Source organism: Thainema salinarum CENA647 (assembly GCF_057732415.1).
In genome coordinates this window covers 27,924-42,853 of sequence record NZ_JBYJZJ010000022.1, presented here as the reverse complement: position 1 = coordinate 42,853, position 14,930 = coordinate 27,924, and the positions used below count along the sequence as shown (strand labels likewise).

Annotated in this window: 13 protein-coding genes; 3 read left to right on the top strand and 10 right to left on the bottom strand. The window is 51.6% G+C overall.

The features are described 5' to 3' along the window. Positions 1–185: 185 nt before the first annotated feature. Positions 186–1,388 carry an argininosuccinate synthase gene (locus AC286M_RS06865; RefSeq protein WP_488203663.1) on the bottom strand — a complete coding sequence of 401 codons (1,203 nt, stop codon included), beginning with the start codon at positions 1,386–1,388 and terminating at the stop codon, positions 186–188. A 173-nt stretch (positions 1,389–1,561) separates the two neighbouring features. Here AC286M_RS06865 and AC286M_RS06860 point away from each other — a divergent pair. After that, a protein-coding gene (locus AC286M_RS06860) for an IS5 family transposase (protein WP_488203451.1) occupies positions 1,562–2,408 on the top strand; the annotation gives its coding sequence in 2 pieces (ribosomal slippage) (positions 1,562–1,936 and positions 1,938–2,408; 846 coding nt in all). A 14-nt stretch (positions 2,409–2,422) separates the two neighbouring features. Here the strand turns inward: AC286M_RS06860 and rnhA are convergent. Beyond that, the gene (gene rnhA / locus AC286M_RS06855) at positions 2,423–3,370 is read right to left on the bottom strand and encodes a ribonuclease HI (RefSeq protein WP_488203662.1); all 948 of its coding nucleotides are present in this window, start codon (positions 3,368–3,370) and stop codon (positions 2,423–2,425) included. 461 nt (positions 3,371–3,831) lie between these two features. On the opposite strand from rnhA, the gene AC286M_RS06850 reads away from it, so the two are divergent. Next, complete coding sequence (locus AC286M_RS06850) at positions 3,832–4,929, top strand: hypothetical protein (RefSeq protein WP_488203661.1); 1,098 nt, start codon at positions 3,832–3,834, stop codon at positions 4,927–4,929. A gap of 187 nt (positions 4,930–5,116) precedes the next feature. On the opposite strand, the gene AC286M_RS06845 is transcribed toward AC286M_RS06850, so the two are convergent. From AC286M_RS06845 to AC286M_RS06810, 8 genes are all read right to left on the bottom strand, one after another. Beyond that, entirely contained in the window at positions 5,117–5,710 is a 594-nt protein-coding gene (locus tag AC286M_RS06845; protein WP_488203660.1) for a TetR/AcrR family transcriptional regulator, read from the bottom strand. A gap of 193 nt (positions 5,711–5,903) precedes the next feature. Further along, positions 5,904–7,790 carry an ATP-dependent zinc metalloprotease FtsH2 gene (gene ftsH2, locus AC286M_RS06840; protein WP_488203659.1) on the bottom strand — a complete coding sequence of 629 codons (1,887 nt, stop codon included), beginning with the start codon at positions 7,788–7,790 and terminating at the stop codon, positions 5,904–5,906. Between the two features lie 607 nt (positions 7,791–8,397). Continuing rightward, positions 8,398–8,910 (bottom strand): hypothetical protein, encoded by a 513-nt coding sequence (locus AC286M_RS06835; protein ID WP_488203658.1) that lies wholly within the window; start codon positions 8,908–8,910, stop codon positions 8,398–8,400. 266 nt (positions 8,911–9,176) lie between these two features. Further along, on the bottom strand, positions 9,177–10,637 hold the full coding sequence (gene gltX, locus AC286M_RS06830) for a glutamate--tRNA ligase (protein WP_488203657.1): 1,461 nt from the start codon (positions 10,635–10,637) through the stop codon (positions 9,177–9,179). A gap of 201 nt (positions 10,638–10,838) precedes the next feature. Further along, positions 10,839–11,006 (bottom strand): hypothetical protein, encoded by a 168-nt coding sequence (locus AC286M_RS06825; protein ID WP_488203656.1) that lies wholly within the window; start codon positions 11,004–11,006, stop codon positions 10,839–10,841. A gap of 465 nt (positions 11,007–11,471) precedes the next feature. Beyond that, positions 11,472–12,563: a chorismate synthase gene (gene aroC / locus AC286M_RS06820; protein WP_488203655.1), complete on the bottom strand. Its 1,092-nt coding sequence runs from the start codon at positions 12,561–12,563 to the stop codon at positions 11,472–11,474. A gap of 263 nt (positions 12,564–12,826) precedes the next feature. Next, a complete protein-coding gene (locus AC286M_RS06815) occupies positions 12,827–13,294 on the bottom strand; it encodes a bactofilin family protein (RefSeq protein ID WP_488203654.1) in 468 nt (155 codons plus the stop codon). 435 nt (positions 13,295–13,729) lie between these two features. Next, positions 13,730–14,404 (bottom strand): bifunctional 4-hydroxy-2-oxoglutarate aldolase/2-dehydro-3-deoxy-phosphogluconate aldolase, encoded by a 675-nt coding sequence (locus tag AC286M_RS06810; RefSeq protein ID WP_488203653.1) that lies wholly within the window; start codon positions 14,402–14,404, stop codon positions 13,730–13,732. A gap of 224 nt (positions 14,405–14,628) precedes the next feature. Between AC286M_RS06810 and AC286M_RS06805 the strand changes: the two genes are divergently transcribed. Beyond that, a complete protein-coding gene (locus AC286M_RS06805; RefSeq protein ID WP_488203652.1) occupies positions 14,629–14,838 on the top strand; it encodes a photosystem I reaction center subunit IV in 210 nt (69 codons plus the stop codon). Positions 14,839–14,930 lie beyond the last annotated feature (92 nt).

Genomic DNA, 14,930 nt, shown 5'->3' with positions numbered 1-14,930 from the left:
AAAAAAGGCTCCAGGGAGTCTGTCCGTGTTTCGACCCCCAGAGCCTTTTTCTGCGTTCCTCCTCACACCTGATAGCAGTCTAAATCGCCTATCGCGGAAACGAAAAACTCAGGTGACGGTTTAAAAAGTGTCTAGCCCTCTGGTTGCAGTGCCTGTCAAGGGCACAAGTGCCTGAATTCGCGAACCTAAGAGCGAGTCTTCTCTGACCACACACGAGTCGGCAAGCCCCAAACATAAATGAAGCCTTCAGCCGCCTTATGGTCAAACATATCGTCATCGCTGTAGGTGGCTAGCTCAGGCGAATAGAGCGCATTGTCACACTTGCGACCGACCACCATGGCGTTGCCCTTGAACAGCTTCACTCGCACGGTGCCGCTTACCCGCTCTTGGGTCTGCTGAATAAACGCATCCAGTGCCAACTTGAGCGGGCTGTACCAGAGGCCGTTGTAGACAATTTCGCTGTAGGTTTGCTCAATGCCCCGCTTGTACTGGGTGACATCGGCGGTGAGGGCCATGCTTTCCAGATCGCGGTGGGCCAGAATCAACACCATCAGCGCTGGCGCTTCGTAGATTTCCCGCGACTTGATGCCGACCAGGCGATTTTCGATCATGTCGATGCGGCCCACGTTGTGCCGACCGACAATTTCGTTCAGCTTGGTGACCAGTGCGATCGCATCCAGTCCTTCACCATTAACGGCAACTGGAATACCTTTCTCAAAGGTGATTTCGACATACTCCGGCTCGTTAGGGCTATCTTCCAAGGAACCCGTCATGACGAACACTTCTTCGGTGGCTTCATACCAGGGATCTTCCAGCGGGCCAGCTTCGATACTGCGACCGAGCAAGTTGCGGTCGATGCTGTACGGCGAGGACTTTTTCACGGGAGTGGGGATGCCAAACTGTTCGCCGTAGGCAATAGTTTGTTCGCGGCTCATGCCCCATTCCCGCGCGGGAGCGAGTACCTTGATATTTGGATTGAGGGCCGCAATGGAAACGTCGAAGCGAACCTGGTCATTACCTTTTCCGGTGCAGCCGTGGGCAACAGCATCAGCACCGTACTTCTCAGCGGCTTCTACTAGCATTTTGGCAATCAGTGGTCGAGCCAACGCGGTTGACAAGGGATAGCGATTTTCGTAGAGCGCATTGGCTTGAATGGAGGGAAATGCGTAATCCTTAATGAAATCGGCCCGACCATCGATTACCAGAGATTCACTTGCGCCCGAATTGAGCGCTTTTTGACGGATGGGTTCCAGTTCATCGCCCTGACCTAGATCGGCTGCCAGGGTGATTACTTCTTTCACGCCCCATTCTTCTTTGAGATAGGGAATGCATACGGAGGTATCTACACCTCCAGAATATGCCAGCACAACTTTATCAGCGCGACCCATGAGTTTCTATTCCGTAAACGACTGAGTCTCTATTATTCAGGTTCGTTTGGAATATTTCTATAGTGCGATCGCAGCTTTCATCAACAAGTTATGACTTAGAACCTATCCGAAAACCGATGTTGTTCGAGAGATGAGTGCTTAAGGTGAAGGTGTCGCCATAGGAGCAGTCCCAGATGTCTACCGTGACGCCTCCTCGTTCAACCGTCGAAATTGACCCTCGTTATCGGGTGCCCGATGAGCTGTGGGAGCGCCTGCATCCTCTGATTCCAGAGGAGCCACCCAAGCCTAAGGGAGGCCGCCCTCGCATGGATGATCGCCAAGCCTTAGATGCGATCTTTTACATCCTTTGCACCGGCTGTCAGTGGAATGCGTTGCCTCGGTGTTTAGGGGCCTCCAGTACGGTGCATGACCGCTTTCAAGAGTGGCAAACCAACGGCACGTTTGCTCGCTTTTGGCAGGCGGGATTGATGGAGTATGCCCGCACTCAAGGAGTGGACTGGCATTGGCAATCGATGGATGGTGCGATGGTCAAAGCACCACTGGGGGGAAAAAAAGACAGGCCCCAACCCGACTGACCGTGGCAAGTTGGGCACCAAGCGCTCGGTTTTAACCGATGGCAACGGCATCCCACTGGCCTTTGTGCTCGCACCCGCTAATCGGCATGACATGAAACTTGTTGAGGTAACTTTAGAGGCTCAACCGCTGGTGCCACCGGATGTGGAGGACGAGGAATCAAGACATCTCTGTCTGGATCGCGGCTACGACTATCACCCGGTGCGCCAGATTCTCAAGCAGTGGGGCTATCAAGGGCATATTCCGCCTCAAAACGAGGGTGACCTAGTGATTCACGACATTCCCAACTATCGGGCCAGACGGTGGGTGGTCGAACGGACTCATTCGTGGATGAATCGGTTTCGCCGTCTGTTGATCCGCTGGGAGAAGAAGCCCGAAAACTATCTGGCGTTCTTACAACTTGCCAGTGCGGTCATCACATTTCGCTCATCTGAGGTTTTCGGATAGGCTCTTAGTGGATCTTAATCAATGCGTTCAAGCTGCCAGAGGATCTGATTGCCTTCTCGCCGCACCCGCGACACCACCCAGTTGCGCCAGACCCAGTTATCACCGCGACTGGTGACGGCACTGGCATTGACATCCATCAAATCGGCTAGTTCGGCACTGGTAATTAAATAGCCCTGACTAGCAATATCGTCGGCCATGTGAAGCGTATCCACCAGATTACGGACATGAGCGACCCGGACTTCGCGTGGCAGAGTATCGAAACTATTTGATCCAGTTGTTGCCGTCGCTTCGCTCATTGCCAGTTCACCCCCTATCGCTTGCATATCAATTATTTCTGAATCGTCTGTTTCTGAATCGCCAGAATAGCTGGATTGTACCCTGTGGTTGAGTTTTCCGTCTGCTGTGTCGGCAACGAATTCACGGGTTACAGGAGAAAATTGTTCAGCGGCAGCATCGACCTCAGCAGCAGCCGTGACCAACGCCTTCGCAGGTGCAACTTGGCGTAAATCTGGGGTGCGCTTTTGGCTAAAGGCGCGTGCGATCGCATCACAGCGTTCGTTGCCTTCGTTCCCCGCATGGCCCCGCACATACTGCCACGTTACCGCCGGACTATTAAGTTTATCCAGGGTTTCCCATAAATCCTGATTCAGTACGGCTTTACCGGACGAGGTTTTCCAGCCTTTCTTCTTCCAGCCTTTAATCCATTTTGTGATGCCGTTTTTGACGTATTCGCTGTCAGTGTAGAGCGTAATCCCGTCCGTTTGCCCTGACTTGGCAAAATATTCCAAAGCTGCGATCGCAGCCTGCATTTCCATTCGATTATTAGTGGTCTGAGCTTCATAGCCACCTAGTTCCTGTCGATCACCATTCTGGAAATATACGACAGTGCCCCAGCCTCCCTTTCCCGGATTGCCGGAACAGGCTCCATCGGTATAAATCGCCTGGATCTTCGGTAGCGTCATCACAGTCTCTCTTGTTACTTCGGACGGTATTTAGCATCAGCGGCTTATCAGCTTAGCAAATGTTGCCGACTTCAGGTTCTTGTCATTTACAAACTACGGATAAGAAGCCAAGATTAAACGTCCTCCAAGGGCGAGCAGCCGCTCCTCCCGTAATCCCCCATAGCCACCCCACTGCAAAACCCTGTATAAAGGAGAAATACAGCGCTTTTCGCCACAAAATCATCTTTTATTAGCGCAGATTATAAATACCTACGTTTAAACACCTATTTGGCTGTCAGAGAAAAACTGTATTGCAGTCTACTAAAAGCGCATTGCTGTTTAGGGTGTAATGGTTTGAAGTTTGCTGGAGTTGTTGAAGTTCGCTGAGAAGTGCGATCGCACTTGCAGCCTACTGACCAGCACCGTGCGTTAGACCGAATCCCTCAATTTCTCTACCTTCGTTTGGACAAGGCGGTACCACGATGAGTCCTCTCAGCCTAGTGATCGAGCATATGGTCTGCAATAACGGCCAAATTGGCTCCGGGATAGCGGAACTGAGCGATTTTATTGAAATTTTGCAGCAGCTCATCCGAGAACCTGCCGTTGTGGGCAGCGAGGACGCATTCTTTCGGGTGTTGAGCCGCGAACTAGAAGAGGTTGGCGTCGAGGTCAACTATTACTATGGGGTACTGGTGGCGCAGGGTAGTCGGCCTGATGATCTGTATTTATCTGCCCATATCGACCGTCACGGTTTGCTCTGTACGGGGCCAAACGAGTTTCAGTATGCAGCCTTTATCGCTGGGAATCAGGGCGAACTGACGGGTGATTCAGTCTCTGAACAGATGCTAAATACGATTGAAAATCGCTTCCAGGGGCAGCGGGTACAGGCGCATCTACCTTATACCGGAACGTATTTGGGGCAGGGGATGATTACACGATCCTATATCTGCCCTGAGCGACGCAATTTAATTTTTGAAGTCGATGGTCTAGAGCATTTGCAGCCGGGTACGCCGATCGCGTTTTTAGATCGGCTCCAGTTTAACGACGGCTACATTTCGGCCCAGTTGGATAATGTGATCAGTGCGGCGATGCTCATCTTTCTATTCCGCTGCGGCTTTCAGGGAACGGCTCTATTCACCGCGCAAGAAGAATCGGGGCGCAGTTGGCGCTATGCACTGTCTTGGTTTCAGCGCTATCGGCTAACAACTCAGCGGTTAATCGTACTAGATACCAGTCCCTATCACTGCCGAGAAGCCGCAGATGCTCAACAGGTGACGTTGCGTCGCAAGGATGCCAGTGCTGATTTTGCGCAGGAGATTACTCAAGAATTAGCTGACCGCTGTGAGCAGTTAGGGATTACCTACGGCTATAAAGATGACTACATTGCGGCTCAAAATCAGGTGCGCCCCAAACCTTACTCACTGGGACGAACGGAAATGGGTCGCCTGATTGCCGCAACCGATGGCGCGATCAGCGGCACAACGCTGCAAATTCCAACCACGGATTATCATACGCCGAATGAGACGGCATCGTTGTCAGCAGTTGCCGCCATGATTCAACTGTTACGCTCTTACATTTAAGACTATCGAAATCCAACTCGGGACGGTTTGCGGAACATTGTCCGTTGCCTGTAAGGGCGGGTTTTGAAATCGACGTATCGGTCTAAGCTGAACCTATCAGCTAAACCCGCCCCTACCGACGGGGTATCGTCATCGCGTGTAATGGCGGGTTTTGTGACCAACGTATCGGTCTAAGCTGATCTATCAGCTAAACCCGCCCCTGCGTCTGATGCTGTTCAACTAAAATTGCCGCTACGTTTTTGGCCCGTATTGCCGCCTCGACATCGCGTTGCATCATGGCCACCACGATTGCGCCCTCTACCAAGATGAGCAACTGCTGAGTCAGCGTTTCTGGCTTGGCTAAATTGGCGGCCTCGACCAAATCGTATAGATAATCCTGAATGGCTCGCTGGTGCTCCAAGCAAACCTGATAGCCGGGATGATCGGGGTCAGCTAGTTCCACTGTCGAATTAATAAACGCACAGCCACGAAAATCCGGCTGGTCAAACCATTCATGCAGCGCATCGAATACAGCCAAAATGCGATCGCAAGGTTCCATCGCCAACCGCTCAACCGTGGTTTGAAACCATGTGCGCCACGTCTCATCCCGTTCTTGCAGCCAAGCCGCAATCAATGCATCTTTCGATTTGAAGTGGTTGTAAAGCGACATTTTGGCGACGCCCGACTCGGCAATGATCCGGTCAATGCCAACGTTTTGCACCCCTTCCCGATAAAACAGTTCAGAAGCGGCAGTTAAAATGCGATCGCGGGCAGACGAGCGAGAGGATTGGGTACGAGCCATTTGAAATAATACGTTGATCAACTTATGTAGACAGGTCTGTATAAAAGTATTTTAGCTCACTCTTATGCTCTTAGGTCGGGCGGAGCATTTGCTCGATATTTTAGGGTGGTGAGAAATAGCAAAGACCCAGAATCCTTATTACGAAGAACTCTGGGTCTTTATTTGGGACTAGAAGCCGTTCAGCAACGCTTCCTTAGAGAACAGGTACGAACTGATCCTTATCAGGAACCTCAGTGTACTCAGCCACAATCTGGCGGAACTCTTCGCCGTCGATGGTTTCTTTCTCGATTAGCAAATCGGCTAAACGATCCATCACGACGCGGTTTTCCCGGACAATCCGCTTAGCTTCTTCGTAGCAGTGCTCCACGATAGAGCGAACTTGAGCATCGATCCGGGCCGCAATTTCATCCGAGTACTCGGAACGGGTCATCAAGTCGCGACCTAAGAAGACTTCGCCTTGCTGGCTTTCTAGAGACAGTGGCCCCAAGTCCGACATCCCGAAGCGAGTCACCATCTGACGCGCCATGCTGGTAACTTGCTGGAGGTCATTGCCTGCGCCAGTCGTGACTTCAGCATCGCCAAAGATGACATCTTCAGCGGCGCGTCCGCCCAGTGCTCCGGTAATCCGGGCCATCAGCTGAGCCCGTGAAATCAAGCTTTGCTCTTCATTCGGCGTAAACCAGGTTAAACCGCGAGCTTGACCTCGAGGAATCAGCGTCACTTTTTGTACCGGATCGTGATCCTTTACTACGGTGCCAATAATGGCGTGGCCCAGTTCGTGATAGGCGATCAGGCGCTTGCTCTTGCTATCAACCAGCGGTGTTCCTTCCATACCGGCGATGACGCGATCGACCGCATCGTCGATTTCAAGCATGGTGATGCCGTCTTTACGACGACGCGCCGTCAGGATAGCGGCCTCATTTAGCAAGTTCGCTAAATCAGCACCCGTGAAGCCTGGAGTCCGACGTGCGATCGCTTCTAGGGACACTTCGTCAGATAGGCGTTTGTTGCGAGCGTGAACTTCCAGAACTTCGAGGCGACCCTTGATGTCGGGCGCATCCACAGTGACCTGACGGTCGAAACGACCGGGACGGAGGAGTGCTTGGTCTAGTACGTCGGGGCGGTTGGTGGCGGCGATGATGATAATACCGGTATTGCCTTCAAAGCCGTCCATCTCGGTCAGCAACTGGTTGAGCGTTTGTTCCCGCTCGTCGTTGCCGCCACCGATGCCTGCACCCCGCTGACGACCAACTGCGTCAATCTCATCGATAAAGATGATACAGGGCGCATTTTCCTTAGCTTTGCGGAACAGGTCGCGGACGCGGGACGCACCCACACCGACAAACATTTCCACAAATTCAGAACCGGAGATGCTGAAGAAGGGAACTCCAGCTTCACCTGCGATCGCTTTTGCAAGGAGGGTCTTACCCGTTCCAGGAGGGCCAACCAATAGCACACCCTTCGGAATGCGGGCACCGACTGCTGTAAAGCGCTCAGGCTTCTTCAAGAAGGTGACAACTTCCTGTAGTTCTTCCTTAGCTTCTTCGATGCCAGCTACGTCATCAAACATTACGCCGGTCTTTGCTTCCATCTGGAAACGAGCGCGGGACTTACCAAAGTTCATCGCCTGTCCAGGCCCACCCGGTACATTGCTGGAGCGACGGAATAAGAAGAACAGACCCCCAATCAACAGGATCGGGAAAATCAGATTGCCCAGTAGTCCCCAAATTGCGCCATCGTTGCGCGGAGGATGGGAATCCAAATTAATGTGAGAATCTCTTAGGCGAGATACCAACTCTGGTGCATTGCCGGGTAGATCAACACGGAACTGCTGGACTCGATTGCCAATCTCTGGATCGGCTGCTTCGATGATGGCGGTGCGTCCACCGTCGTATAGGTCAACGCTCGTAACCCGACCAGCATCCAAGTAATCCAAGAATCGACCGTAGGTCATGCGGCTGTTGGCTGCGTTTCGACCCATATTGGCCGCTGTTCCGGAAAATGTGCCTTGCCATAGGAAGAACCCAATGACCAGGATCGGTAACGCCCAGAGCAGCGCAACTCTCCAAGAAAATTTCATAGCGGGGTGGCCTCTGAATCAACAAATACAAACATTTAACTTGTTATGTTTTCAATACCGCTAGCGAATCCATAGTTAGATCGCCGCAATCATAAGCAAGTTCTAAACCCTTCTCATTAAGGTGTTCTATATCTCCAATCTGCTCACCCAGATATCAAATCGGGGTGAATTAAATTGAATCATTAGAATCTATCTTAACTAAATTTAACGTAATGCTCATAAACCGAGCAACTGGCTTCTACATTTCCATAAATTCAGCACTGCAATCGATTTGGCTCGTTCTTTATATAGTTTACCGAGTCGGTCGGAGTGAATGACGGCTCAGGGGATAGGGAGTGAAGGAGTTAGGGGCAGAAGGGCAGGGGAGCAGGGGAGCTTTGCTGTGGGCGTTAGACGGAGATTTAGGTCACTGCGTACAAAATCGGGCAACAAAACAAAATCCTGATGTTCGCTACACAGATCAAACATCAGGATTCTGATTGAGTTAGGTTTTGCAGATCTAAATCTTAGGAACGCGGATTTAATCAGGTGAAATCCTCTAGGTAGGGACACGGCATTGCCGTGTCCTACGGATGGAATGATTAGCAGGCTATTTGATTCGCACTACCTAAGGCGTTTCGCTGATGCGGATGACGTAGGGGTAGTAGCCTTCATCGCGGTAGGAGCCGACCCAAATTTGGTAGGTGCCGGAGAGCCATTGACCTGCGATGCCGGGATTGGTGCGGTTAAAGTCATCGTTGCACCAGGTGCCGCCGGGACCACGCACAATCAGCGTCGTGTCTTCTGTACTCTCAACCTCCAAGCTGAGGTAGTCGAAGAAATCGCCAAGCTCCATCGTGTGGTCAGGTTCTTCATCCACAAACCCGACGCAGGGGCCAGTTGGTGTCTCAGAGCGCTCGGCTAAATCGGCTGCGGTCAGCGGGCCACCACTGATCCCGCGCACAGTGAGCGGATCACGGTTAAAGCCAGGGGAGAGGCTGACGCTTTCAAAGATGGTGTTGGTTTGCTGGAGTTGCTGAGCAGCGGCAGGAGTAGAGAAACCACTGCTTGAACCAATAAGTGCGATCGCACTTATTGCACTTATTGCCGATAATCCAATTTTGAAACGTAAACCAGCCATACCCACCACTCACTACTCTCAGTAAACGCAACAGATCCTAGTCTGAAAGCATTCTATTGGAAAATCTGAACTGGGTCTGTTACTGCCAGCGATTACCGGGACGGAAGATCCGGGTAAAAAGTTCCATGTTGATACCGCTCGCTTCAAAGCAATGCGATTTCTAAAACCCGATTCCTCTGTAGGGGCGAAGCATTCTGTAAACATCTTGAGAAAATGCCTATAGATTTTTGGCAGAATGCTTTGCCCCTACGGGAAATGAATTTGAATTAGGCTGCTGATTGAGCCTCAGCTAGCGCGGCCTTCAAGCGTGACTGATCAAAGCCTCGCTGATGCAGAATTAGCCAAGATTCAACCAGATCCGGCCCCTGCATGTCGCCCATGAAGGCTGCCCGCAGCGTCCGCATCACCAAACCTTTCTTCACGTCTAGGTCTTTGACGACCTGTTTGATGATGGCCTGGGCATCATCGTTGGTTTGCAGAGCGGCACCACCTGCGATCGCATCTAGAACTCCCTGCACAACGTTGTCAGCCCCCTCTTGCCGAAGCTGCTCGGTTGCCTTTTCACTGAATCCAGTTTGCTCGGTGAAGTAAAACTTACCCAGTTCCACGGCATCCGGTAAACGAGTCAGACTGGGCGCAATCATCGCCGCTAGCGGTTCCAGCCAACTGCGATCGCGCTCTAGATCAAACTCATAACCTGCTTCTTGCCAGTAGGGAGCCACTAACTCCAGGGTTTCCTGAGCCGACCGTTTGTGCAGGTATTGGCTGTTGAGCCAGTCCAGCTTGTCCCAGTCGAACTTGGCCCCTGCCTTATTCACGCGGTTAAAGCTGAACTGCTCTGCCGCTTGGTCAAGGGTAAACCGCTCCTGAGTGGAATCCGGTGGCGACCAGCCCAGTAGGGTCATGTAGTTCGCCAATGCCTCGGCAGTGAAACCCATCTGCCGAAAGTCAGAAATCGACGTTACCCCGTCCCGCTTCGAGAGTTTTTGGCCAGATTGATTCAAGATCAGCGGCGTATGGGCAAATTCTGGAACATTTCCGCCTAAAGCTTCATAAAGCAGAATCTGCTTAGCGGTATTGGCGATATGGTCTTCCCCCCGAATCACGTGGGTGATCGTCATATCGATGTCATCCACCACCACCGCCAGGTTGTAGAGCGGCTGACCAATTTTGCCGCCAGAGGCCGCACGGGCAACCACCATGTCGCCACCCAGGTCAGAACCCTTCCAGGTCATCTGACCGCGTACTAGGTCGTTCCAGACAATCTCGCGATCGTCGTCAATCTGGAAGCGAATCACCGCTTCCCGGCCCTCAGCTTCAAACTCCGCCTGCTGCTCTGGAGTTAGATTCCGGTGACGGTTATCGTAGCGGGGAGCCTGGTTCTTGGCTTTTTGGGCTTCCCGCATCGCCTCTAGTTCTTCAGGTGTGTCATAGGCTCGATAGGCTAACCCCTTATCCAGCAGGGTTTGAATCGCCTGACTGTAGAGGTCTAGCCGCTGCGTTTGGTAAAACGGGCCTTCATCCCAGTTCAGCCCCAGCCACTGGAGGCCATCCAAAATATTTTGGGTAAACTCTGGGCGCGATCGCGACTCGTCGGTATCCTCAATGCGCAGGATAAATTGACCGCCGTGATGCCGCGCAAACAGCCAGTTAAACACAGCCGTCCGGGCTGTGCCAATGTGTAGATTTCCGGTTGGACTCGGTGCAATACGAACTCGAACAGACACAGTATTATTTCCTCAGCTGTCTGAAATGCGCCATCTACTAAGCTACCAAGTTTGGGCAACGGTGGGCCGAATTGAGAAGAAATTTGGGTGCCGATTAGTTGATCACGGCACAGATAAACTGCTGCTTCAGAAAAAGCGCCCCTGCTCCGTTGCTCTCCATTCCTCAAGGGAGTTAGTTGATAGTTGATGGTATGTTCCTGGCTAGGAGCTTGTCATTGGTTCTGGCTGGGGTGCTGATTGGGTGGGTTGGGCTGGAATTTGATCCGGTGCATTAACGGCGTTGGCGAGATGCTCAACGGATAGGGCAGCAACTAGAAGAGCGATCGCAATTACGGCGTCTCGCAGCAAGCGGGTTGATGGTTCATTCATGGTCAGTTCCTCCGTCACACTCACACATAGATAATTAAAGAAACACTAATTTTCGGTGTCCTCTTCATTGTTCTTAACACAGGACTACCTTGGGTGTGGGAGGTTCCTGACTTAAGTAAATCAAGCGATTGGAGATTTTAAGCTTCAGAAAATTCAATCTGGATTTATCCGATTTTTCACCGTTGCCACGATATGTCCGATTCAGTGCGATCGCAGTTGGGGATCATACATTTTGAGTCAGCGTTGCAATTTTTTTTAGTATTTGTCTTACCCCGCTCAGCAAAAAGGATGCCCACTGATTAGCAGACATCCTTGTTCTGTAATGCTGAATTTTGCCCTCTTCCCCCATCCCCTATTCCCAAAACGGGAGCAGGGGAGCCAAACCTTCAAAGTCCCTCTCCCAAGCCTGGGATGAGGGATTTAGGGAGAGGGAAAAGAATGCGTAGCCCGCTTTTTACAAAAAAATTAGCTGAAGACCGAACATTGCCCCTGATGGCGCAGCAGATGGTCGCACAGCACCAGCGCCATCATCGCTTCAACCATTGGCACCGCGCGGGGTAGCACGCAAGGATCATGGCGTCCACGGGCAGCTAGCGTCGTCTCTTCTTTCTCACTAGTGACGGTGTTCTGCTCTTTCATGATGGTGGCTGTGGGCTTGAAGGCAACGCGAATGATGATGTTTTCACCGTTGGCAATGCCGCCCTGCACGCCGCCGGAGCGGTTCGTGCGGGTACGAATTTGGCCCTGCTCATCGAGGTAAAACTCGTCGTTATGTTCGCTGCCCGTCATCAAGGTGCCTGCAAAGCCGGAACCAATTTCAAAGCCTTTGCTGGCCGGTAACGACATGACGCCTTTTGCTAAGTCCGCTTCCAGCTTGTCAAAGACGGGACTGCCTAAGCCTATGGGTACGCGGCGCGCCACGCACTCCACGACGCCGCCAATGGAGTCGCCCTGACGCCGAATTTGGTCAATCAGGTCAATCATCCGCTCCGCACAGTCAGCGTCGGGACAGCGGACGATGTTGCTTTCCACCTGCTCCAGCGTGACCGTATCGGGATCAACCAGTCCTTCTATATCTTTGATGCGCTTGACGTAGCCGACGATTTCCACTCCGGCGACCTGCTTGAGAATTTTTTTTGCGATCGCACCTGCGGCGACGCGACCAATAGTTTCCCGTGCCGAGGAGCGCCCACCACCTTGGTAATTGCGAATGCCGTACTTGGCATCGTAGGTGGCATCGGCATGGGAGGGGCGATAGGTGGTGGCCATTTCGCTGTAGTCCTGGGGACGGGTATCCTTGTTGCGCACCAAGATGGAAATGGGCGTACCGAGCGTTTTGCCTTGAAACACGCCGGAAATAATTTCACAGGTGTCGGTTTCTTTGCGGGGCGTCGTGATTTTGCTCTGTCCCGGTCGTCGCCGATCCAGATCAAACTGAATTTCGGCTTCTGAAATTTCAAGCTGTGGTGGGCAGCCATCAATCACCACGCCGACTCCGCCCCCGTGGGATTCCCCGAAGGTTGTAATCCGAAACAGATGACCGAATGTATTGCCCATACCGCCTAAGTTGTGAGATTGCGAAAAAAATTACCCTCTCAGCTTATCAATGAATTAAGCGCGACGGCTGCTTGATTGACGAATAGCGATTAGAACGCTTAGCAACGCGGATTTAATAAGGTGCAATCTTTGGGGTAGGGACACGGCAATGCCGTGTCCCTACGGATGGAACGGTTTACAGGCTATTTAATTCGCAATCCTTAGGAGCATGACTTTAATCGATTCGCCAACTGTAGGGGTGAATGCCATTCGCCCTTACGTGACTAATTTGCGTAGCCGTTAGCTCTGGGTTCGTCAATGTGGAAGGGTGGTGACTCGGTCATATACTCTTGCGGTTCGGGCGCAAAGTTTTGCAGTTCCGGCGTACCGGGCAGCGCTTTGTTATCCGTTGTCGTGATGTAGCCGATGTAGTATGCACCGGGTTCGATATTGAGCGAATTAGCGTTGACATCGCCCTGGAGTCGGGCCGTTTTGCTGAGAGTCAGTCGCTGTTGCACAATGATGCGAGCTTTGACGACGCCGTGAATAGTTAGATTTCTAGCATGAAGCTCTGTGCCTTCCACTAGGCCAGTTTCAGACACTTCCATATTGCCTTCGACGGATACGTTGCCGTGGATAATGCCGTCTACGCGGAGATCTCCTCCCGTGTTGATGCTGCCCTGAAATTCGCTTTCGGCACTGAGATAGGTTTGAGAACTACTGGGTTCAGGTGCTTGACGACGCCAAAACATAAGTCAATCTCCCTAAAATATCGCTTAAATCGCTGTACCAATATCAATCGTGTTTAGAGCCGGTGAGCTGTTCTTCAGTGGTCAGAACGTTGGAAGACTCTGAAAGCGTTCCAACGGTTAAACGTTGGAGTTCGTAAATGTCTCAACCAAAGTGGCGATGGCTATAATTTGCGATCGCAGGCAGTATGACAGAATTTTCAGCATTCTCATCGTTCACCAGATCACAAATTTCAGAATAACCCTGCCTTGGGATCAAGTGAAATGTACCCTTTTACCGATTTCTATTCTGCAATCAGGCATCATGTCATTTCCTTAAATAGCAGCTACTTCTTCAGCACTCAAAAAGTAAGGCGTGAGGCGAGAGGAGCAAGGCGTTTCTTGCACTCAGTGCTCAACTCATCCATAGCGCGAATTTATAGAACTGGTACCAGAGATCTATCCTTGCACACAAGATGCAGTGGACGTAAAGGGTTGTAGCTGCCGCACAAGGGCTTGAGTTCGGTCGGTGATTTGTGCCCAATCCTGCTGCTGGAGGGCGGCTTTGGGAAATAAGCTGCTCGACAAGCCAACCGCGATCGCACCTGCCTGCAACAGATCTGCCAAATTATCAAAGGTCACGCCACCTGTGGGGATCAGCGGAATCTGCCCTAGCGGGCCTTGTAGGTTGCGAATATATGCCGCGCCGCCCATTGACTGCACGGGAAAGACCTTGACGCAGGTTGCGCCCGCCTGCCAAGCCGTCACAATTTCCGTCGGTGATAGGGCTCCGGGAATAACTGGGATCGATTGAGCAACTGCCGTTTCAATCAGCTTTGGTTGCGTATGAGGCGAAAACAAAAATTGCGCCCCGGCTGCGATCGCAGTTTCCACATCTTCCACCGTCAGCAGTGTGCCAGCGCCAATCTGACAGTGGGGCAACCGCAGCCGCAGTTCCTCAATCAGCAGCGCCGCCTGATCGCTGTTCCAGGTAATTTCAATCTGGCGCAGTCCACCCGCCGCAACCGCTTGAGCCATGCTGCATCCAGTTTGAAAAGACTCTGCCCGAATAACTGCGATCGCGGGTTGCTGTTGGAGCGATTGAACCCACGCATGCCGAATGTGCTTAACCATGCAACCTCAAAACGTTTTGAACTCGAATTTGACTTTGCTGGATCACGATGAACATCAACAGACCCAAATCGAATGTAGCGCTGGATACTAGATTCGTTCTAGCAATAATCAACGGCGTGATAACAAAACTTAAACCAAAAACTGACTATAGATAGCCGTTAGAGTAGTACTCTGAAAGACAATCATTGTAATGATTTGCATTAATACTCAAAAGGGAAACAGTTATGGTTCAACGCGGTTCCACAGTCCGGGTCATGCGTAAAGAGTCTTTCTGGTACCAGGATGTCGGCACAGTTGCCACCGTCGATCAGAGCGGCATCAAGTATCCCGTGATTGTTCGATTCGGTAACGTCAACTATGCCGGAGTCAACACCAACAACTTCGCCGAAAGCGAGCTTGTTGAAGTTGCACCACCGAAAAAGAAAGGTAAGTAAATAACGCCTTGTTATTCAACTTTCTTTACAAAATAGGCATCTGGATCTTGTTATCTAGATGCCTATTTTATTCACATTTCTTAATAGTTAAA